The organism is Mesonia profundi, from assembly GCF_031085155.1.
GTDB lineage: Bacteria > Bacteroidota > Bacteroidia > Flavobacteriales > Flavobacteriaceae > Mesonia > Mesonia profundi.
Genome location: NZ_JAVHUL010000038.1, coordinates 1 through 21,559 on the forward strand (window position 1 = coordinate 1; position 21,559 = coordinate 21,559).

The window sequence follows — 21,559 nt, forward strand, 5'->3', positions numbered from 1 at the left end:
CAGCTTTCAATAGCTCTACTATCATTAACTTAAACTCGTTATCATGTTTTTTTGCCATAATTTAAATCTATAAATATCTATGGACTCTAAAAAATCGTCACATCAAAGGTAGACACTCCATACCTTTGGTGATTCTGATCTTTATGAACAAGGATACCGATAAAAAAACAAAAGGAGTTGCTGGTTCTGTGGCAGTTGTAGCCTTGCTAATTGCAGGTATTTCTGGGGTAGACTTTAATCCGCCTTCTGTAGAGAAATATACGAAGGAGATCAATGAGCAAACCACGGTACTAAAAGACCTAAACTTTGACAATGATCAAGTGTACTGGACCAAAGCCGGGAATAAATACCACATCTTTGAAGACTGTCAGCATATTAAAGGGAGAGACGTTATAAACAGCGGAACGGTTAAAAAATCTTGGGATGAAAAAGGAATTTCAGAATTGTGTAAGACCTGTAGAAATAGAGCTGTAAAGCAGAAAGAAACCAAGGCTCTTGAAGCTGCGGAATAGAGGGGTGGATTAAGGAAACTCCAACGGATAAAGAAAGTATTTTTAAACAGAGAGGACACTTCTAAATAAATGGAGCGTTCTCTCTGTTTTTTTTACAAAAAAACTAATAGATAATTGATATACAATTATTTACACTAGATCATTTCAACTAATAATTTATATTAAATTGAGTCTAATTTTCGTGTTAGCGAAGTGAACCTTCAGGGAACTTCACTTTATCTGGGGCGCTATTTAACACAGGCAACGCAGCTCTCAAAATACGATTTCTACGACCCGTAGTATCTAATGGCTCCACAGGGTAGGAGATTACTGCCTCCATCCAAGCATAAGTATTTATTCTAAAATAAACCGCTGGCTTCCAAGCGTCTCTCTTTTGAGAATCTAGCTGTGGATAGCGTTCTTTAAAATCATCAAGACTAGCTTTCAATAGACAGTCTTCCACGAATTGTAGATCACTCGTGAATGCTATTTGAAGCGGAGTTTCATTCCATATAAAGGGAACATCTGGCCCCGAATAATTAGTGATTTCTTCTTTTAAGATAAGGCTATTAGGGAATCTAATGGTTCTACCACTCTTTCTATCATTGCCTAAATAATCTCCGCTGCATTCCAAGATAGAAGTATCTAAATAACTAATTTCTACCACATCTCCGCGAAAACCTTTGATTTGAATACGATCCCCTACCAAATACGAGCGTCGGAAAATTAAATAAATCCACGCAATAAATGAAGTGATGGGTGCCTGCAAAGCAAAACCTAAAATCAAAGAAAATAGTCCTAAAGTTGCCGCTGCTGCCAATAAATTCTGAAATAAAAAGGAAGTCACTACAATAAGACTCAGTACAATAGAAATAAAACGTATAATTCGTAAGAGGTTATATCGATCCCCTTCCAGATGGTTTTGACTGTTGACTACCCTCCCTATGATTTTACTAATCATAAAGATGATGGAGATGAGAATTAAGCTTAAAGTGAATTTCTTAAGGAAGGGAATGTACTTATCCCAAGAGTCCAAAATCTCCAAATTCAACAAATAATATACGGCAAGTAGGATGACCGCCAGGATTGCATAAATTACAATCCATCTTTTATTTTGCTCTTTATTTTTAAACTTCATGGGGCTTCAGTTCTAATCTAATGGGTGAAAATACCGCATTTAAATGTGGTATGGGATTATTTTAAACGGAGAATTTTGATATGATTTTATGAAACTACGCATCTATATGCCTAAAGTAAGAAGGTTTAGGCATTATACCAAATAACGAGGAGTTATAACCTAATTCATAGCTTAAGAAATAATTTCTTATTTTAGGTTAACATTCATTTATCGACTTGAGCTTGTCATTTACTTTGTAAGACTTCTCGATAAACTTGTTCTTCAGTTTTACTTCAAAACAAGCACTCGAAGAGACAGTCTTGATCTGTTTTTTTCGTGACAATAACCATTTACACCCAAAAACAACAAAACCCCACTATTAGTGAGGTTTTAGGCTGTGATTGCACCAGGATTCGAACCTGGGACCGCCTGCTTAGAAGGCAGGTGCTCTATCCAACTGAGCTATGCAACCCTTATGCTTTAAAGCGGTGCAAATATATTAATTGTTTTAAAAAAATCAAGCTTTTAAAAGCCTTAATTTTAATAAAAATGAACATTAACTTTTAACCTTCTAAGAATCAGTTAAAATACCTACTTAATATAGACCGTTTTTTTATTTACAAACTCATGAATGCCGAAAGAAGATAGCTCTCGACCAAAGCCAGATTCTTTTGTTCCGCCGAAAGGCAAGCGCGGATCGCTTTTTACCATCTCATTAATAAAAACAGCTCCATCCTCAATATGTGGGACCATCGCTTTTGCTCTTTCCAAGTCTGCCGTAAAAATCGAAACCCCAAGTCCAAATTTAGAACGATTGATTAAATCTAAAGCTTCCATATCGGTCTTAAAAGAAGTCACCGCCATAACGGGACCAAAAGTTTCTTCTTCAAAAAGAGGAGATTTTTTATTTACATTAATCACTACGGTGGGCTCAAAATAAGCTTTGCTTCGCTTCCCACCCAAGATAACCTTGGCTCCTTTCTCTACAGAAGACGTTAATTGCGCCTCTAACTCCTTGGCAAGTTTTTCTGAAGCCATGACCCCAATAAAAGTATCTTCATCTTCTGGGCTTCCGCTTTTGAGCTCTCTTACTTCCGTAATAAAACCTTCTATAAAGTCTAAGTATATAGATTCATGAACCAACAATCGCTTTCCGGCAATACAACTCTGTCCTGTATTCTGAAATCTTGCCTGCACACAGGTTTTAATAGTCTCGTCCATTTTAGCATCTTCAAAAACAACCAAGGCATTGCTCCCTCCCAATTCTAAAACCGATTTCTTTATTTCTTCGGCAGCAATAGAAGCCACTGAGCTTCCTGCAGCTTTACTTCCGGTAAGCGTAACTGCTTTTACTCTTTTATTTCTAATGACGTCTTCTACCTTGCTGCTCTTAATAATTAGGTTTTGAAAACAGCCTTCTGGAAAACCAGCATTTAGAAAGGCTTGTTGTATATTTTCGGCACTGCGCATCACATTGGTAGAGTGTTTAAGAAGACATACATTCCCAGCCATTAATGAAGGCACTGCAAACCTAAATACCTGCCAAAAGGGATAATTCCACGGCATAACGGCTAAAACCGCTCCAATAGGATCAAACCTGACATAAGATTTCTTCGCATCGGTTTTAATCTCTATAGGTTTTAATTGAGACTTGGCGTTGGCAGCATAATATTCACACACCCAAGCACATTTTTCTATTTCGGCTACCGCTTGGGAAATAGGCTTCCCCATTTCTCTGGTAATCGCTAGCGCATAATCGTTCTTATTTTTCTTTAATTCTTTCGCCAATTGAAGCATTAAAGTCTTTTTTCGGGCATAATCTGTTTTGCTCCAAGTTTGAAAGGTTTTATCGGCTAATTTTATTTTTTTACTAAGCGTACTCTTTGAATCTTGTTTAAATTTTTCAATGGTTTCGTTTGTATATGGATTGATAGATTTGATCATAATGGTATAAATTCATTCCCTATAAAAGTAAGAATAGTGCGCTAGATAGCGATTTTATTAAGATGATTTTAACTATTGCTTTTGTGGAAAAAAAGTGAATAACCTCTTTTTAATTTAACATTTAGAAAATATATGAATGGTTAACTTTAATAAAAATCTATGGATTATGATTCAGCGAAATAAAGGCTTACTAGAGACAAGACCTGTTATTGAAGGGATTCAACTGCAGGAAAATATGTCTTTTGATGAAAAATTTCAAAATATAACGCTAAGACCTGTCATCAAATTACAGCACCATTTACTGTTAGCGGTGTTTAAAAATTACATTCAAAAGCATAAAAATGTGTTTTCTCAACTCTCTTTAGAAAAAAGAATGGCCTACATTGAGAATGCTATTCAAAAAGACACTAAATTTAGAAATAGTGTAAAAGGAATGATCATCGGACAATTTACTACGGAAGAATATGAATTGTACATTCAAAATTCTTCGACATTGAATAAACGCATGATGAATTTGGTAAAAAAACGTTTGATGGATAGTATTCAATTGTTTGAGCCCTCCCCTTCTCCAATTTAAATTATGAGCAAAAGAAAAAAGAAACATAGAAAAGCCAAGATTAAAAATACCTCGTTTAACCAGGTTCCGGGGCATGTAGTTTATGTAGGGAATAAAGAAAACCTTGCTACCTCTCTAGAAATTATAGATTATACCAAAGAGAGCCATCAGGTAAAACATACCAACCAGGTAAAAGATGTATTTCAATATAAAGATTCTGAAAATGTTACTTGGGTTAACGTAAACGGCTTAAATGCTACGACAGAAATTGAGCAATTAGGAAAGTATTATGGCTTACATCCCTTAATCCTTGAAGATATTGTAAACACGCAGCAACGGCCTAAAATTGATGAATACGATAAGTATATTTTCATTGTTCTTAAGATGCTATATTATACAGAAGATGGGGAATTGGTAAAGGAACATATTAGCATGGTGTTGGGGAATAAATATATACTCACTTTCCAAGAAGCCGATGGTGATGTGTTTGATGCACTACGAGACCGCATCAAAAATTCTAAAGGTAGAATACGTAACTCTGGCGCAGATTATCTCGCCTATGCGATTTTAGATGCCATTATAGATAATTATTTTGTCATTATTGAAACCATGGGCGATAAGATTGAATCTTTGGAGGATAGTCTTTTCTTAGAAAATCCAGATGAGAATATCACGCAAGACATTCAAGAACTAAAACGAGAAATTATTCGAATACGCCGCGCTATATATCCGTTAAGGGAAGTCATTAACCGCTTAGAAAAAGGAGAACATCCGCTTATTCACGAAAAAACCAATCATTACTTAAGAGATTTGTACGATCACATTATTCAAGTTTCTGAAAACATTGAGGTTTACCGTGAGATGACTTGGGGACTCATGGATATGTATATGACTACCATTAGCAATAAAATGAATGAAGTGATGAAAGTATTAACCATTATGGCGAGTATTTTTATTCCTCTAACCTTTATTGCGGGGGTTTATGGGATGAATTTTGATTATATGCCCGAACTTCATTTTAAATATGCTTATTTCTATGTTTGGGGAGTGATGCTAATTCTCTTTGTAATGATGCTCTGGTATTTTAAAAGAAAAAAGTGGCTTTAGGTTAGACCCATCTCTTATGAATGTCGCTTTACGGAATGATGATTCTTTATTTTAGAGTCACTTCGTGCAGCATTAATCCCGAAGCTTGAGCGATATGCTCTAACTTGATATCTTCTTGCGGATCTAAAGTGCGTTTGATAAAATCTAAGTCCATCTTCCCTTTCCCTATATCTAAAAGTGCGCCCATCATCAAGCGTATTTGATGCCGTTTAAAACCTTCGCCTTTCACCTGAAGCAGATAGCTTTTCTCTGGAAAGAAGTTAGCCGTATACAGGGTGTTTTCTTTTAATTCGCAGTGTAAAATCCTTCCCTGCGTTTGTGTTGTGAGTGTAGGTTTATAGCAATACGACCTAAAATCATGCTCGCCTTCAAAAAGCTGCGCAGCTTTTTTCATTTCAGAAATATTTAAGTCGTCTGAAATATGAATCATAAACGGAGCGCAAAAGGGATGAAATTTCTCTCCATAGCTAAACAAGTAAATGTATTCCTTTACTTTAGGATGCTGAATGATATTGAATTTAGCATCGGTTTCTTTAATACTTAATGCCCTTACATCTTGAGGTAAATTTTGATTGAGCAACTCAAAAAATTCTTCCAATTCTAGCGGCGTTTCCTCTAGAAATAACTCTATATAAGTTTGGTTGACCGATACTTTTGCATCGGTTCTTCCTGCTGCAATGACTTTAAACCTTCGCCGATCAAGAATGTAAGAAAGGGTTCGTTCTACCATTTTTTCGACAGTAAGAACATCGGGTTGTTTTTGCCATCCGTGATAACGAAAACCTAAATATTGGAGTTCAATAAGATAAAAGAACTTTTTACGCTGCATATTTCTAGTCTATTAAAGAAAGTCCGTTTAGATCTGTCGTTAAGATTTCGCTCATATAATCAAAAAAGGGTCTAATCGCTTTATAGTGTTCATCTACCACTTCAGCAAAATTGGCTTGCAAGACTTCTTTATCGGTAAAATTTTTGGTGAAAGTAAACTGCTTATGATTAATTAAATCAATATCCTTATGGGTTTTATCAAAACCACGCGGAGCTGTTTTTAGAGTTTCTCCTTGCATTTCTCCCCAATACTTAAGCAGGTTTTTATCTTGTAGAATTGCTCTTAAATCGCTCGCGTCAATTTCTAATTCTTTACGGATGCGTTTCAGGTCTTCTTTATGGGGAGCCCAAAAACCTACCGCGATAAAAGATTTGTTATCGGGTTGTATATGTAAGTAATAACCGCCTCTTAAAGCTGGTTTTTTTCGAGTAAAATTAGCCGCAACGTGCTGTTTGTAAGGAGTTTTATTTTTTGAAAAACGTACATCTCTATAAATTCTAAAGGCTTTTGTTTTTTCAATGATGTCGTGTTTTTGCATTAAAACACTTACATCTTTGTAAAAAAGTTTTATCTCTGCTTCTAGCGCCTTAAACTCTGGTTTATGCTCATCAAACCACTCACGGTTATTATTACTCTTTAGCTTCTTTAAAAACTGAAGCATTTCTTTAGAAACTGATTTCATATATTTTTATTTTTCGTGACGCTCTTCTAAAACCTGAATCACGTCCTGAATTGAATAGCCCTTGGCTTTTAGCAAAATTAGGTAATGAAATAACAAATCTGCCGATTCATTTAAAAATAATTCTACATTATTATCTTTCGCTTCTATAACAACTTCTACCGCTTCCTCTCCTACTTTTTGAGCAATTTTATTCATTCCCTTTTCAAATAAAGAAGCTATATAACTTTCTTCGGAATTAGCTCTATTTTTTCGGTTTTCGATAATTTGTTCTAATTCAGAAATAAAACCATAGTCTTGCTTATTTTCTTCTTGCCAACACGTATCTGTACCGGTGTGACAAACAAGACCTTCTGGATTTACCTGAATTAAAAGCGTATCCCTATCACAGTCTAGTTTTATATTTACTAAACGAAGAAAATTTCCACTCTCCTCCCCTTTTGTCCATAATCGTTGCTTACTTCTACTAAAGAAAGTCACTTTTTTGGTTTGATTGGTTACTAAAAAAGCCTCTTCATTCATATACCCCAGCATCAAAACTTTTTGTGTTTTGTAATCCTGAATAATGGCAGGTACGAGTCCATTATTGTTTTTTTCGAAATCTATATTCATTTCTTTATATTTTTAAATAGCCTCTCGACTTTAGCCTGTCTTGAGCGAAGACGAAAGGCTCGAGGTGACATTTATTATTTTCTTGTCATCCTGAACTTGTTTCAGGATCTCATCATTAAAATTTTATCGCATACATTGTAGTGTGATGCTAAATCAAAGTCCGCTTGACGTTAATATTCTATTTTCTCACTAAAATTCCTTCTTTGCTTAAAAAACGCTTCAAGTCTGGAATTGCGATTTCCTTAAAATGAAAAACACTTGCTGCCAAAGCCGCATCTGCTTTACCTTCTTTAAAAGCAGCAGAAAAATGTTCTTTAGTTCCCGCGCCGCCAGAAGCGATAATGGGGATATTAAGTTCTTGAGATAAGCGAGAGAGCGCCTCATTAGCAAATCCATTTTTTGTACCGTCATGGTTCATAGAGGTAAATAAAATTTCACCTGCGCCACGCTTTTCTACTTCTTTTGCCCAAGTGAATAAATGGAGTTTTGTGGCCTCTTTACCACCAACCAAATGTACGATCCATTCTCCATCAATCTGCTTAGCATCAATAGCAACCACGACACATTGGTTACCGAATTTAGCAGAAAGTTCGTTAATCAATTCTGGTCTTTTAACTGCTGAAGAATTTATAGAAACTTTATCTGCTCCACATTGCAATAATACATCTACATCCTTAACGGAAGAAATTCCGCCTCCAACAGTAAATGGAATATTCACTTTTTCAGCTACTTGAAGCACTAAATTAACTAAGGTTTTTCGTTTTTCCTCTGTTGCCGAAATGTCTAAAAATACCAATTCATCTGCTCCATTCTTAGCATAAAATTCAGCTAATTCCACTGGATCGCCGGCATCACGTAAATCTAGAAAATTAATTCCTTTTACCGTTCTTCCGTTTTTGATATCCAAGCAAGGGGTAATTCTTTTAGTCAGCATGAGATGATGGATTTATTATAAAATTTTCTAATTGTTTTAAACTGATTCTTGCCTCATAAATAGCTTTTCCAATAATTACTCCTTCACAGCCCATTTTAGCAAGTTTAGGAAGTTCTCCAAAGTTAGAAATTCCTCCAGAGGCAATCAGTTTCAACTTCTCTACTCCGCTCGAAGTGACAGTTTCTTTTAGTATTTTTTGATATAAATCAAAAGAAGGTCCTTCCAGCATCCCATCTTTGCTAATATCGGTGCAAATTACGTATTCAATACCCTTTTTTTGATACTTTTGAATTAATGGAATTAATTCTTCTTTAGAATCTTCTTGCCAACCACTAATGGCAATTTTTTCATCTTTAGCATCGGCTCCTAAAATGACTTTATCTGAACCATATTCCTGGAGCCATCGTTTAAATATGGATGGATCTTTCACGGCAATACTTCCTCCCGTGATTTGTCTAGCTCCGCTTACAAACGCTATTTTTACATCTTGATCAGATTTGAGTCCGCCACCAAAATCTATTTTCAAACTCGTTTTTGAAGCAATGTTTTCCAAGACTTTATAGTTAACAATATGCTTATGTTTAGCGCCATCCAAATCTACTAGATGTAAATATTCTATTCCGTGCGCTTCCAATTGCTTGGCGACTTCTAAAGGATTTTCATGGTATATTTTTTTGGTGCTATAATCGCCTTTGGTGAGGCGAACACACTTACCGTCAATAATATCTATAGCGGGTATAATTCTCATTGGAAGTGGGATTTTAGAAATTAGAAATACGAAATTAAGGCTTAAAGGTTATTTGATTTTGTTTCTAGTTTTATTAATTGAAGCAACAATTATTGATACAATTTCATTTGCTTCGGAATGTAATTTTTTTATTTCTATATTTTCAGAAGGATATATATTCTCTAGTAATTCTAAAAAATACATTGATTCATCTGCTTTTCTTCAACTATTTTTAATTTATTAATAAAATCAGCCGTAGATTTAGCTCTTTGGGATGCCCTATAATTTGCACCAACTGAACTAGAACATCGTATTAGTTGCCTTACATAAGCATTATATTCTCTGTTATTTGGAATTTTTGAACATAAATGCCAACAATCAATAGCAAATTTTTTTGTTCGCTCTTTTAAATCATACATAATTTTATAGTTAAGTTTGAATTTGTTACTTCGTACTTCTAAGTTCGTCCTTCTAACTTCAAAAAATTATCTAATATCTTTTCTCCGGCTTTACTGCTTTTTTCGGGATGAAATTGTACGCCATAGAAATTATTTTTCCGTAAAGCAGAAGCGTAATCCAATTCGTAATGGGTTTGAGCAATCATTTCTGGACAGGATTCTGCATAAAAGCTATGCACCAAATACATAAATTCATTTTCTGCTATTTCATTAAATAAATTCGATTCTAATTCTGAAATTTGGTTCCACCCTATTTGAGGGACTTTTACTTGATTAGAAAAACGTTTTATTATGGTATTAAAAATTTTGAGTCCAGTAGTATTTCCTTCTTCCGTATGTAAACACATCAACTGCATTCCTAAGCAAATGCCCAATACAGGTTGAGTTAAAAGTGGAATTAACTGATCTAATCCGGTAGATTTCAATTTCTTCATCGCACTACTTGCTTCTCCTACTCCAGGAAAAATCACTTTGTCAGCTTGCCGAATTTCTTCTGCATTAGCCGTTAAAGTCGCCTCAAAATCCAAGCGTTGGAGAGCAAATTTAATGCTCTGTATATTACCTGCGCCGTAATCTATAATCACTATTTTCATTTGCTTTTAATTTCTTGTTATAACATTCCTTTGGTAGAAGGTAAAAGCATTTTCTCTGTATCTCGCTTTACGGCTGCTTTCATAGCTTTTGCGAAAGCTTTAAAAATGGCTTCAATTTTATGGTGTTCATTAGTGCCTTCCGCTTTAATGTTTAAATTGGCCTTCGCGCCATCCGTAAAGGATTTGAAGAAATGATAAAACATTTCTGTAGGCATTTTGCCTATCATTTCTCGCTTGAAATCAGCTTCCCAAACCAACCAATTTCTCCCTCCAAAATCAATAGCAACTTGCGCGAGGCAATCGTCCATAGGCAAATAAAAACCATAGCGTTCTATACCTAATTTGTTCCCTAAAGCTTTAGAAAAGACTTCCCCTAAAGCAATCGCAGTATCTTCAATGGTATGATGTTCGTCTACCTCCAAATCTCCTTTTACTTCAATAACTAGGTCCATATTTCCATGTCGCGCAATTTGCTCTAGCATATGATTAAAAAAAGGAATTCCTGTTTCTATTTGCGCCTTTCCTGTACCATCTAGATTTAATTCTATGAAAATATTGGTTTCATTCGTTTTTCTAATCATCTGCGCAGATCTATTTTCTAGCTTTAAAAATTCATAAATCTCTCGCCAAGAATTGGTTTCTAACGCAATTGCATTTTCAACTTCCTTTTTATCGTTTTTAATTTCATCTGCACCTAATTCTACGTGCGTATTTATAAAGATTCCTTTCCCTCCAAAATTATAAGCAAACTCCATATCTGTTAGACGATCCCCTAGCATAAAAGAGTTCTTTAAATCATATTTACCTTCTTGTAAGTAAGCTTGCTGCTTTAATAAGCCAATATTTGGCTTTCTTGTATCTGCATTGTCTTTAGCAAAAGTTTTATCAATTAAACTTTCTACAAAAACAGCCCCTTCATTGGCAAATACTTTTTCTATAAAATGTTGAATAGGCCAAAAATCTTCTTCAGGAAATGCTTTGGTTCCTAAACCATCTTGGTTAGTCACCATCACCAATTCATAATCTAATTCTTTAGCAATTTTAGAAAGGTAATAAATGGCTTCAGGATAAAATTCTAACTTCTCTAAACTATCAATTTGTTGACCTTCGGGTTCAAGAATTAAAGTTCCATCTCTATCTATAAAAAGTACTTTTTTCATCTTTATTAATTTTTTATTTTACATTTTATTAGGCTGCAAAAAAGCTCTTCTACAAATCCATTTCTTTTAAAACTTGCAGTAATTTTTGATTCTCCTCTGGGGTTCCTATGCTAAATCTTAACGTATTATCGCATAAAGGGTCTTGAGTTCTATTTCTAACCACAATTCCCTTTTGTATCAATTCTTGATACCGTTGCAAGGCATTATCTACCTTTACCAATACAAAATTAGCATCACTGGAATAAACTTTTTCAATATATCCTATAGAGGATAATTCGGGAATAAGTTGTTCTCTTTGCTTTAGCATAGTTTCTACTTCATCCATTACGTTATTTATATCCAAAACTCTTTTTAAAGCGTGTTGCTGAGTGACTTCATTAATATTATAGGGAGGTTTTATTTTGTTTAAGACCGTGATTATTTCCACGGAAGCGTAAGCAATTCCTAAACGAATTCCCGCCATTCCGTAAGCCTTAGACATAGTTTGCACCACCACCAAATTAGGATAGATATCCAAAAAATTTACCCAACTTTCATAGGTCGAAAAATCAATATAGGCTTCATCAATCACCACCAAACCATTAAAATTTTCCAATAGATTTTTAAGGCTTCGGGCGTCAAAAGAATTCCCTGTTGGATTATTTGGAGAACAGATAAACAAAAGTTTGGTGTTGTTGTCTTGCTGCTCTAATATCGCACGAAGGTGAGGTTCAAAATCTTTATCTAAAAAAACCTCTCGATTTTCAATAGCATTAATCTCTGCCAAAACTCGGTACATACCATAACTTGGCGGTAAAGTGATGACATTGTCTTCTTTAGGCTCACAAAAAGCTCTAAATAAAAGATCTAAAACTTCATCGCTCCCGTTTCCTAAGAGAATTTGAGTTGGTTTTACATTTTTTAATTTCGCTAAAGCGGATTTTAATTCACGCTGCTGCGGATCTGGATAGCGATTGAGTCCATTTTCAAACGGATTCTCATTCGCATCTAGAAAAGTCATGCCAGTTTTGTTTGCCTTAAATTCATCGCGAGCAGAAGCATAGCCTTGTAGCTTTCTCACATTAGACCTTACTAGGTTTTGTAGATTAAATTCTTCTTTCATATCTAAATCGCATTTAACTGAAGCTTCTTTTTTGCAGCATTTAGCAAATCATAAGCTTTCATTATTTTTATAATATCTACCAGTTCAGTTAAAATTTACTTATTCCAAACTCTTCAAGCGTAAGCTTACCGCATTTTTATGGGCGTGTAAACCTTCTGCTTCAGCCATCAATTCGATGGTTTTTCCTAGGTTTTTAATTCCCGTTGCATCTATTTTTTGAAATGTCATACTCTTTAAAAAACTATCCAAATTCACGCCGCTATATTGTTTAGCAAAACCATTCGTAGGTAACGTATGATTTGTTCCCGAAGCATAATCTCCAGCACTTTCTGGCGTATAATTTCCTATAAAAACAGAACCTGCATTTTGAATTCCGTTGATAAAAAAATCTTCATTCTTAGAAACCACAATAAAATGCTCTGGCGCATATGCATTGATAAGCGCTAAAGCAGACTTTTCTGTATTCATCAAAATAAGCTTAGAATTTTGAATTGCTTTAGCCGTCATTTGTTTCCGCGGAAGTGATTCTAATTGCTTTTTCACTTCTTTTTCTACTTCCTGAAGCATCTTTTCTGAAGTGGTTACCAAAATCACTTGACTATCAGCTCCGTGTTCTGCTTGTGAAAGTAAATCTGAAGCTACAAAATTAGCTTTTGCAGTCTCATCTGCAAACACTAGCAATTCAGAAGGTCCTGCCGGCATATCGATAGCCACATTATATTTGGTCGCCAATTGCTTGGCTACGGTAACAAATTGATTCCCAGGACCAAAAATTTTATACACTTGAGGAATACTTTCTGTCCCAAAGGTCATTCCTGCAATGGCTTGAATGCCTCCAACTTTTAAAAGATTGGTCACGCCACATAAATTGGCAGTATATAAAATAGCAGGATCAAGCTTTCCTTCTTTATTGGGAGGAGAACACAAAACAATCTCTTGGCAACCCGCTAGATTTGCAGGAATCGCTAACATGAGAATAGTAGAAAATAATGGCGCCGAACCTCCCGGAATATATAATCCCACTTTTTGAATAGGTCGTTTTTCTTGCCAACATTCCACTCCGTTTTGCGTTTCAACTCTTAGAGGTTTTGTTCTTTGAGCTGCGTGAAATTTTGTAATGTTTTCTTTTGCTTGCTGAATAGCTTGCTGCAACTCTTGCGGTACCAAATTCTTTGCCTCCTCTATTTCTTGAGGAGTTACTTTAAAATTTGATAAAGCAACCCCATCAAATAATTGAGTATATTTTAAAATAGCTTGGTCTCCTTTAGCGCTTACTTCTTTAAATACCTCCTCTACCTTTGTTTCTATACTTTCTAAACTTTGGGTAGGTCTTTTCAGTAAGTCTGGCCATTGTTTTGGCGACGGATTCTTTATAATATGCATATTCTTAATCTTGAATTTAAGGTTAAAACCTCCATTTTAAAAATATTAGTTCTTAGTTAAACCTAATTGTTTTTCTATAACACCATTTTTTCAATAGGACAAATCAAAATACCTTCAGCTCCTTGGGCTTTTAGATCGTCGATTACTTCCCAAAATCTTTCTTCCTCAATCACCGAATGTAGGGAACTCCATCCCTCTTTTGCAAGAGGAAGAAGCGTAGGACTTTTCATTCCTGGTAAGATTTTAATGATTTCTTTGATGTTATCATTAGGCGCATTAAGCAATACATATTTAGAAGTTCTGGCTTTTAAAACCGATTGTATTCTAAACTGAAGTTTTTCTAATATCTGCTTCGCTTTGGGTTCTATTTTAGGGGAAACTGTAAGTATCGCCTCACTTTTTAAAATCTCTTCTACCTCTTTTAGGTTATTTTTAAAAAGTGTGTTACCACTAGAAACAATATCCACAATCGCATCTGCCAATCCTATATTAGGAGCAATTTCTACAGAGCCACTAATGATATGCAATTCTGCCGAAATGTTTTTTTTATCCAAATAGTTTTGAACCGTGTTGGGGTAAGAAGTGGCAATCTTTTTACCATTTAAGTCCGATAAATTTTGATAAGAAGAGTCTTTAGGTACTGCTATGGAAACTTTACATTTAGAAAAGTCCAATTTTTCGGCAATGGGGAGATCACTTCCTTTTTCTACCCACAAGTTTTCACCAATAATGGCAACATCTACCACACCATCTCTTAAGTATTGGGGAATATCTGCATTTCTTAAGTATAAAACTTCTAAAGGAAAATTCCTAGCAGAAGTCTTTAGCTGTCCTCTAGCGTCATCGATATAAATACCAGCTTCTTTTAAAATTTTAAGGGAATCATCGTGTAGTCTCCCCGATTTTTGAATTGCAATCTTTAATTTTTTCATAATTAAAATTAAAAGTTTGAGCAGTCAGGTATAAAAACAGAAAACCCGTTTGACTACTCAAACGGGTTTGTAAAATATTTTTGAATTACCTCAAATACATTATCACCTCGCCTAAGCGTGGAAGTGAAAATGATGATGTAAATTAAATGTTCTCATGTTAGATGCAAACATATAAATTATTTAGGAGATATTTGTAGTTTGGTAAAACTTTAAGTTTTGTCTAATTACCGCCTAAAATAATTGGCATTCCGTTATCTGAGTTTCCTATGATGACCGTTTTTGCATTATTCGATTTAGCCAACTCTACCGTAGCCTGAATTCCTTTTTCTTTCAGTACTTTTTCGGTAAGGGACTCACTTAAAATCGTATTTGCTCTGGCTTTACCTTCGGCATCAATTCTTTGACGCTCTGCTTCTTTCGTGGCTTTCGTCAATCTAAATTCGTACTCCAAAGACTCTTGCTCTTGACGCAATTTACGTTCAATCGCATCTTTAATAGTCGTAGGTAAAGAAACGTCTCTTACCAAAACTTCATTCACTTGCACATACTGCTCTTTTAAAAGAATTTGTGTCTCTTCTAAAATCTCATTTTGAATCGCTTCTCGTTTACTAGAGTACAATTGCTCTGGACTATATCTTCCCACTACAGCTCTAGCCGCAGATCTAACAGCTGGCTTTAATAATCGCTCAATATATTGCTCTCCCTTTTCTTTATGCAATTTTCCTAGGTCTTCATATTTTGGCTGAAACCACGTAGAAGCATCTAATTTAATCTCTAAACCGTTAGAACTTAACACCTGCATTTTTTCATCTAATGATTGCTGTCTGGCCTCATAAATAAAAACACTGTTCCAAGGTGCTATAAAATGAAACCCCTCACTTAATGGTGGTCCATCATCTACCACTCCGCCATCAAAAGTTTTGTAAAGAACCCCTGCTTCACCAGAGCCTATAGTAACCGTACTTTTAAAAATTAAAATAATAATTACAATACCAATAAATACTGCTGGCAGAGCCACTTTTGGTAATCTTTCCATATTTTCTTTCATATTAATCTTAAATTAATCCTTTATATTTTCTTAGGAACCATTCCGCCGAAAGGCATAATATAATTATACCTAAAAGGATTTTCCAGTCTATTAAACTGCTCTTTTTAACCGCGCTCTTTTGAACGGGTTGATAGTCTTTACTCGCTACCAGTTGATTCAATAAAGCCTCTCCTTGAGATAGGAAATATACACTATCTTTACTGATTTTTTGAAGTTGAGCTACGTGGGCATTTAAAAACTGCTTTTCCACTTCAAAATCAACAATCGTAAAGCTTCCCGTTTTTTGAATATTTTCTTCCTCCACCGTCACTTTATACGTGTACGTACTCGGTTGAAGCTGACTTAAATTTACTTCGTAGCTATGAGATTGAAGAATAAAAGGATATTGAAACTTCTCCTCGCTCTCTTCTTCTTGAAGAGATATTTCTAATTTAGCACGATCGTCAAAAGCATAGTTTTTATCAAAATAACCAGCTATTATGCTAATTTTATCTCCGTAATTATAAAAAGGCTGTGCGTCTATCGTTAAGCGTTCTCTACATTGATTAGACGAAAGATACTGAATTAGCCTACCAAAAAAGTCGTCATAACTTTCATAACTTTTTTGCTGCACATAGCTTTTAGAACGCCATTGCCACGTATTTTCACCGAATAAGAATCCTATTTTTTGCTGATTTTTTTCCGTTGTAGCGATGATAGGGAGATTGGTTTTTACGCCGTTAATGTTTTGATATAACAGAACTTGCGGAGCCGTTTCAAAAGCCACCTCTCCAAAGTAATCCTTTAAAGGAGGGAAACTACTAAACTGAATATCGGGTTGTTGAAAACTGCTATATCCCGAATGATAACTCGGCTGAAATTCTTCCAATTGCGTGTAAATTTCTTTACGGAAGAACTCCTGACTCTTATTTAAGAATTGATAATCGGTTTTTGTACCTGTAACGATTAAGCTGTTTAGTTTTTCTTTACGGATTTGATCGAATACATTTTTAAAAGCCGAAGTAGGTTGATACAACAGAACCAGTTGATAGTATAACAGACTTCCATTAAAATCTGAAATAAGCTGAATGGAAGCTTCCCGTTGTTGATTGCTTTCTATCGCCTTTTTAAAAGCACCCAAATCTGGATGTAAATATGAGGCCAAGATTAAGACATTGGTCTTTTCATCGATCACCTCTACCAGAAACTTTTTAGTATTGTTGCTGGTATTTTTTTCGTTCTCAATCGTTTCCGCAGTAATAGTATAAGAAAGCAAGCCTACGCGATTGGCCGGCAAATTGACTTGCAGTATCTCACTATTATTTTCTTTAGAAAAAGAGATCTTTTTTGAAAACACTTTAGAATTCCCTAATTCAATTTTTACCTCTTTTTGGATGGGTTCTTCCCCCGTATAACTTAAGAAAACCTCTACCGGAAATTTATTGTTTAAATAAGCGTATTTATTTACGTTAACTCTTTCAATCTTTAAATCACTATACGAAGTGGTATCACCCACGGCTACCGCATACAGATCTTGCGGATATTGTTTTACCTTATATAGATAATCCTGCCCATAAGTTTGGTTTCCATCGGTGATGAGGATCGTTGGCGTTACTTGATCTGCATAAATTTCTGTTAAGTTGTCGAATAAAGGAGTGATTTGGGTTTTATTTTCCGTAAAGGAAAGCGTATCCAACTTTTTAATTTGACTGCCAAAGCTATAATAATCTACCTTAAATTTCTCTTGTAGGGCTTTGTGCTCTTCGATTTGCTGAAGAAACGATCTTACATTTTCTTCTTCTTTAAAATAAGCAATAGAGGAAGAATTGTCTACCGCAAAAACCAAATTGGGTTTTTCTGTAGAAAGCTCAAGGGTTTCTAACTTAGGATTTATCAATAATAAGAACAGAGAAAATAAGCTTAAAAAGCGCAAAACACTGAAAATAATCCAGTGTTTTGAGCGTTTCTTTGTGCTGTTATAGAAATAGAACAACAAAGACAAGCCTAATGCTACTACAGCTGCTAAAATCGTAAAAAGAAGGGTTTGTCCTGCCATTAAATTACTTTAAAAATATTTTAAGTTAGCATTCCACCGTCTACATTTAAGACTTGACCGGTGATGTAGCTACTTAAATCACTTCCTAAAAATACACAAGCATTAGCGATGTCTTCTGGGCTTCCTCCGCGTTTTAACGGAATTGCATTTCGCCAACCTTCTACCGTTTTCTCATCCAGTTTAGCGGTCATTTCAGTTTCTATAAATCCAGGGGCAATGACGTTAGTTCTAATGTTTCGAGAACCTAACTCTAAAGCCATAGATTTAGAGAAACCAATCATTCCGGCTTTAGACGCTGCATAATTTGACTGTCCGGCGTTTCCTTTAACTCCAACGACAGAACTCATATTAATAATGCTTCCTTTGCGTTGCTTTAACATAGTACGTTGCACCGCTTTGGTCATATTAAACACCGACTTTAAGTTGATTTCAACCACTTTGTCAAAATCCTCTTCGGTCATACGCATCAATAAATTATCTTTGGTAATTCCCGCGTTGTTAATTAAGATATCAATGCTAGAAAAGTCTTTCTTTACTTTCTCTACCAATTCTTGCGACTCTTCAAAACTTGCCGCATTACTTTTATATCCTTTTGCTTTAATTCCTAAGGCAGTTAATTCTTTTTCTAAATCTTGTGCGGCTTGTACAGAGGAGCTATAAGTAAAAGCTACATTGGCTCCGTGTTGAGCAAAGACTAACGCAATTCCTCTTCCAATCCCTCTACTGGCACCGGTGATGATGGCGTTTTTTCCTTCTAATAATTTCATAGTTGATTGTCTAATTTATAAACCTAGCTTCAAATATAAGCAACTATGCGGTTAAGGCATAAAAAAACCTCTTGAGATTTTCAAGAGGTTTTTTAGATGTGTTTATGACACTATTTTTTCATTACTTCAGCCACTTTTAATCCTATTTCTGCTGGAGAATCTACAACGTGAATTCCGCATTCTGCCAAAATTTTCTTTTTAGCTTGTGCAGTATCTTCACTTCCACCTACAATTGCCCCTGCATGTCCCATAGTTCTTCCTGCTGGTGCAGTTTCTCCTGCGATAAAGCCAACCACTGGTTTTTTAGAACCACTTGCTTTATACCATTGTGCAGCTTCGGCTTCTAATTGTCCACCAATTTCACCAATCATCACTACACATTCTGTTTCGTCATCATTAATCAATAATTCTACTGCTTCTTTAGTAGAAGTTCCAATAATAGGATCTCCTCCAATTCCAATAGCAGTTGTAATTCCTAAACCTTGTTTTACCACTTGGTCTGCAGCCTCATACGTTAACGTACCAGATTTAGATACTACTCCTACAGTTCCTTTTTTGAAAACAAAACCTGGCATAATACCCACTTTAGCTTCTCCTGGCGTAATTACACCTGGACAGTTAGGGCCAATCAACCTACAGTCTTTGTCTTTAATGTATTCAGAAGCTGTAATCATATCAGCAGTAGGAATACCTTCTGTAATGGTAATAATAACTTTGATTCCTGCGTCAGCCGCTTCCATAATAGCATCGGCAGCAAAAGCTGGCGGTACAAAAATAATGGTCGTATCTGCATTTACTTCTTTCACCGCTTCGGCTACCGTATTAAAAACAGGTCTGTCTAAGTGTTTTTGTCCTCCTTTTCCTGGAGTAACCCCACCTACCACATTGGTACCATATTCTATCATTTGTTCTGCGTGAAAACTTCCTTCACTACCGGTAAAACCTTGAACGATTATATTTGAATCTTTATTTACTAAAACACTCATTTGACTATTTGGTTTTATTAATTGTTTCTCTATTTAAGTTTGCTAACTAATATTTTTATAGATAGCAGTGCAAAGGTAACTTTTTTAGTGCAACTTTAAAAAAAATTAAAGCTTTACCTCATCATAAGAGGTATCTTCTTCATCTTTATCTTTAAAAGGCTGACTTATTTGGTATCCTCTGTATAATTTTTCGTCTTTTACTTCCCAAATACAAATAAAATGGGCAATCCCAATCTCTTCATCTGGATTCTCAATAGCACGCACATAATATTTATATCGAATGCTGACTGAATCTTTATTCTGAAACAAGTGACTAATTTCTATTCTTAAGTCTTTATAATTTTTTCTAATGTCTGCGAAAAAATCAGATACATCATTAAAATCTAAGGTATTTAGACCTTCAACTCCATTCCAAGTAGCCTTTACTTGCGGATGAAAAAACTCTTCTATAATGGAAGCGTCATTGGCAATATCTGATTCATAAAATGCTTTAACTATATCTTTAGCTTTTTTCATATTACAACTTGTCGATTTTTTCAATTAAACTTGGGATTAAGCGTATGGAAGCTAATTCTTTATATTTTTTTCTAAAACTATCTGCGGGGGTACCAAAATAGGACTTATTTCCTGCAAGTGATTTACTCACTCCGCTTTGCGCGGAAATAACAGCTTTCTCTCCAATCGTGATTCCGCTAGTGATTCCTACTTGTCCCCAAATGGTGACTTCATTTTCTATGACCACACATCCTGCGATTCCTACTTGAGAGGCGATTAGGCATAATTCTCCAATCACTGTATCGTGACCTATTTGAACTTGGTTATCTATTTTTGTTCCTTCTCCAATAATGGTTTCTCCCGTCACTCCCCTATCTATGGTACAGGCAGCACCAATATCTACGTTGTTTTTGATGACAACTTTTCCACCAGATTTTAATTTATCAAAACCTGAATCTCTTTTTTTATAGTAAAATGCATCAGCTCCCAAAACGGTTCCGGCATGAATAGTCACATTATCTCCAATAATAGTATGATCGTAAATACTCACATTAGAGTGTATAAAACAGTTTTTACCGATTTTTACGTGGTTTCCTATAAAAACATGAGGCTGAATCACGGTGTTCATTCCTATTTCCGCGGAAGCAGAAACTTGTTTCTTAGATTTCTGAAAAGGTTTGAAGTATTCGGTGAGTTTATTGAAATCCCTAAAAGGATCATCAGAAATTAATAAAGCTTTTCCCTGAGGACATTCTACATCCTTATTGATGAGAATTACCGTCGCAGCGGAATTTAAAGCTTTATCGTAATATTTTGGGTGGTCTACAAAAACAATATCTCCCGCTCTAACCACATGAATTTCGTTCATTCCCAAGACAGGGAAATCTTTATCGCCCACAAAGTCTGATTGTATTATCGTAGCAATTTGCTGAAGGCTATGTTCTTGAGGGAAATCCATATTGTAGGTTGAGATTTTAGATTGGGACGTTAAGTAATGAGACTGAGGTTGTGAATCATATTCACCGCTTTAAAAACTACTCTTTAATACGTTCTTTATAAGTCCCTTTATCGGTTTCAACTCTAATCTTATCTCCTTCATTGATAAAAAGAGGAACATTTACCTCTGCTCCTGTTTCCATCGTAGCAGGTTTGGTCGCATTGGTAGCTGTATTTCCTTTGATTCCTGGTTCTGTATGGGCAACTTCCAGCACAACGCTTGGTGGCATCTCTACAGATAGTGGCGCATTATCTTCTGTATTGATAATCACAGTCACCACTTCTCCTTCTTTCATTAATCCCGGAGAATCTAAGGCAGACTCTACCAAACGAATTTGTGTATAATCATCGGTATTCATAAAGTGATAAAACTCTCCGTCTTTATATAAAAACTGAAATTTATGTGTTTCTACACGAACTTCGTCAATTTTGTGTCCTGCAGAAAAGGTATTATCTATCGTTTTTCCTGTAGTCACACTTTTCATTTTTGTTCTTACAAAAGCAGGTCCTTTTCCTGGTTTTACGTGTAAAAACTCTACTACTTTGTATATATCGTGGTTGTATTTAATACATAACCCATTTCTAATATCACTTGTACTTGCCATAAT

Annotated in this window: 23 protein-coding genes and 1 tRNA gene; 3 read left to right on the plus strand and 21 right to left on the minus strand. The window is 35.3% G+C overall.

The genetic code is table 11. The features are described from left to right. Positions 1 to 143: 143 nt before the first annotated feature. The gene (locus tag RBU60_RS12040) at positions 144 to 512 is read left to right on the plus strand and encodes a hypothetical protein (protein ID WP_308865300.1); all 369 of its coding nucleotides are present in this window, start codon (positions 144 to 146) and stop codon (positions 510 to 512) included. Positions 513 to 696: 184 nt separating this feature from the next. Here the strand turns inward: RBU60_RS12040 and RBU60_RS12045 are convergent, their stop codons facing one another. The 3 genes from RBU60_RS12045 to RBU60_RS12055 form a co-directional block, all read right to left on the minus strand. After that, positions 697 to 1,629, minus strand: a complete 933-nt coding sequence (locus tag RBU60_RS12045) for a mechanosensitive ion channel domain-containing protein (RefSeq protein ID WP_308865301.1) — start codon at positions 1,627 to 1,629, stop codon at positions 697 to 699. A 377-nt stretch (positions 1,630 to 2,006) separates the two neighbouring features. Continuing rightward, positions 2,007 to 2,080, minus strand: a tRNA-Arg gene (locus tag RBU60_RS12050). Positions 2,081 to 2,199: 119 nt separating this feature from the next. Continuing rightward, positions 2,200 to 3,552: an NAD-dependent succinate-semialdehyde dehydrogenase gene (locus RBU60_RS12055; RefSeq protein ID WP_308865302.1), complete on the minus strand. Its 1,353-nt coding sequence runs from the start codon at positions 3,550 to 3,552 to the stop codon at positions 2,200 to 2,202. 166 nt (positions 3,553 to 3,718) lie between these two features. On the opposite strand from RBU60_RS12055, the gene RBU60_RS12060 reads away from it, so the two are divergent. Continuing rightward, the gene (locus tag RBU60_RS12060) at positions 3,719 to 4,129 is read left to right on the plus strand and encodes a glyoxalase (RefSeq protein ID WP_308865303.1); all 411 of its coding nucleotides are present in this window, start codon (positions 3,719 to 3,721) and stop codon (positions 4,127 to 4,129) included. A 3-nt stretch (positions 4,130 to 4,132) separates the two neighbouring features. Continuing rightward, positions 4,133 to 5,215, plus strand: a complete 1,083-nt coding sequence (corA, locus tag RBU60_RS12065) for a magnesium/cobalt transporter CorA (protein ID WP_308865304.1) — start codon at positions 4,133 to 4,135, stop codon at positions 5,213 to 5,215. Positions 5,216 to 5,261: 46 nt separating this feature from the next. Here the strand turns inward: corA and RBU60_RS12070 are convergent, their stop codons facing one another. The 18 genes from RBU60_RS12070 to efp form a co-directional block, all read right to left on the minus strand. Next, the gene (locus RBU60_RS12070; protein ID WP_308865305.1) at positions 5,262 to 6,044 is read right to left on the minus strand and encodes a tRNA pseudouridine synthase A; all 783 of its coding nucleotides are present in this window, start codon (positions 6,042 to 6,044) and stop codon (positions 5,262 to 5,264) included. A gap of 4 nt (positions 6,045 to 6,048) precedes the next feature. After that, positions 6,049 to 6,726, minus strand: coding sequence for a DUF2461 domain-containing protein (locus RBU60_RS12075; RefSeq protein WP_308865306.1), 678 nt, complete (start codon positions 6,724 to 6,726; stop codon positions 6,049 to 6,051). Positions 6,727 to 6,732: 6 nt separating this feature from the next. Continuing rightward, positions 6,733 to 7,335: a bifunctional phosphoribosyl-AMP cyclohydrolase/phosphoribosyl-ATP diphosphatase HisIE gene (gene hisIE, locus RBU60_RS12080; protein ID WP_308865307.1), complete on the minus strand. Its 603-nt coding sequence runs from the start codon at positions 7,333 to 7,335 to the stop codon at positions 6,733 to 6,735. A 178-nt stretch (positions 7,336 to 7,513) separates the two neighbouring features. Continuing rightward, entirely contained in the window at positions 7,514 to 8,269 is a 756-nt protein-coding gene (gene hisF, locus RBU60_RS12085) for an imidazole glycerol phosphate synthase subunit HisF (protein WP_308865308.1), read from the minus strand. Then, positions 8,259 to 9,017 (minus strand): 1-(5-phosphoribosyl)-5-[(5-phosphoribosylamino)methylideneamino]imidazole-4-carboxamide isomerase, encoded by a 759-nt coding sequence (gene hisA / locus RBU60_RS12090; RefSeq protein WP_308865309.1) that lies wholly within the window; start codon positions 9,015 to 9,017, stop codon positions 8,259 to 8,261. The genes hisF and hisA overlap by 11 nt, the downstream gene beginning before the upstream one ends. A gap of 170 nt (positions 9,018 to 9,187) precedes the next feature. Further along, positions 9,188 to 9,415: a four helix bundle protein gene (locus tag RBU60_RS12095; RefSeq protein ID WP_308865310.1), complete on the minus strand. Its 228-nt coding sequence runs from the start codon at positions 9,413 to 9,415 to the stop codon at positions 9,188 to 9,190. Positions 9,416 to 9,453: 38 nt separating this feature from the next. After that, positions 9,454 to 10,047: an imidazole glycerol phosphate synthase subunit HisH gene (hisH, locus tag RBU60_RS12100; protein WP_308865311.1), complete on the minus strand. Its 594-nt coding sequence runs from the start codon at positions 10,045 to 10,047 to the stop codon at positions 9,454 to 9,456. A gap of 17 nt (positions 10,048 to 10,064) precedes the next feature. Beyond that, positions 10,065 to 11,207, minus strand: coding sequence for a bifunctional histidinol-phosphatase/imidazoleglycerol-phosphate dehydratase HisB (hisB, locus tag RBU60_RS12105; protein ID WP_308865312.1), 1,143 nt, complete (start codon positions 11,205 to 11,207; stop codon positions 10,065 to 10,067). A 49-nt stretch (positions 11,208 to 11,256) separates the two neighbouring features. Further along, positions 11,257 to 12,309: a histidinol-phosphate transaminase gene (gene hisC, locus RBU60_RS12110; protein WP_308865313.1), complete on the minus strand. Its 1,053-nt coding sequence runs from the start codon at positions 12,307 to 12,309 to the stop codon at positions 11,257 to 11,259. Between the two features lie 99 nt (positions 12,310 to 12,408). Beyond that, positions 12,409 to 13,692, minus strand: a complete 1,284-nt coding sequence (gene hisD / locus RBU60_RS12115) for a histidinol dehydrogenase (protein ID WP_308865314.1) — start codon at positions 13,690 to 13,692, stop codon at positions 12,409 to 12,411. A gap of 74 nt (positions 13,693 to 13,766) precedes the next feature. Beyond that, positions 13,767 to 14,624 (minus strand): ATP phosphoribosyltransferase, encoded by an 858-nt coding sequence (gene hisG / locus RBU60_RS12120; protein ID WP_308865315.1) that lies wholly within the window; start codon positions 14,622 to 14,624, stop codon positions 13,767 to 13,769. A 220-nt stretch (positions 14,625 to 14,844) separates the two neighbouring features. Then, on the minus strand, positions 14,845 to 15,660 hold the full coding sequence (locus tag RBU60_RS12125; protein ID WP_308865316.1) for a prohibitin family protein: 816 nt from the start codon (positions 15,658 to 15,660) through the stop codon (positions 14,845 to 14,847). Between the two features lie 19 nt (positions 15,661 to 15,679). Continuing rightward, on the minus strand, positions 15,680 to 17,707 hold the full coding sequence (locus tag RBU60_RS12130) for a vWA domain-containing protein (RefSeq protein ID WP_308865317.1): 2,028 nt from the start codon (positions 17,705 to 17,707) through the stop codon (positions 15,680 to 15,682). A gap of 20 nt (positions 17,708 to 17,727) precedes the next feature. Continuing rightward, positions 17,728 to 18,474, minus strand: a complete 747-nt coding sequence (gene fabG, locus RBU60_RS12135) for a 3-oxoacyl-[acyl-carrier-protein] reductase (protein ID WP_308865318.1) — start codon at positions 18,472 to 18,474, stop codon at positions 17,728 to 17,730. A 110-nt stretch (positions 18,475 to 18,584) separates the two neighbouring features. After that, a complete protein-coding gene (gene sucD / locus RBU60_RS12140; RefSeq protein WP_308865319.1) occupies positions 18,585 to 19,460 on the minus strand; it encodes a succinate--CoA ligase subunit alpha in 876 nt (291 codons plus the stop codon). A 105-nt stretch (positions 19,461 to 19,565) separates the two neighbouring features. Then, positions 19,566 to 19,976, minus strand: coding sequence for a nuclear transport factor 2 family protein (locus tag RBU60_RS12145; protein ID WP_308865320.1), 411 nt, complete (start codon positions 19,974 to 19,976; stop codon positions 19,566 to 19,568). 1 nt (position 19,977) lies between these two features. Then, the gene (locus tag RBU60_RS12150; protein WP_308865321.1) at positions 19,978 to 20,913 is read right to left on the minus strand and encodes a UDP-3-O-(3-hydroxymyristoyl)glucosamine N-acyltransferase; all 936 of its coding nucleotides are present in this window, start codon (positions 20,911 to 20,913) and stop codon (positions 19,978 to 19,980) included. 76 nt (positions 20,914 to 20,989) lie between these two features. After that, entirely contained in the window at positions 20,990 to 21,556 is a 567-nt protein-coding gene (efp, locus tag RBU60_RS12155) for an elongation factor P (protein WP_308865322.1), read from the minus strand. Positions 21,557 to 21,559: the final 3 nt, after the last annotated feature.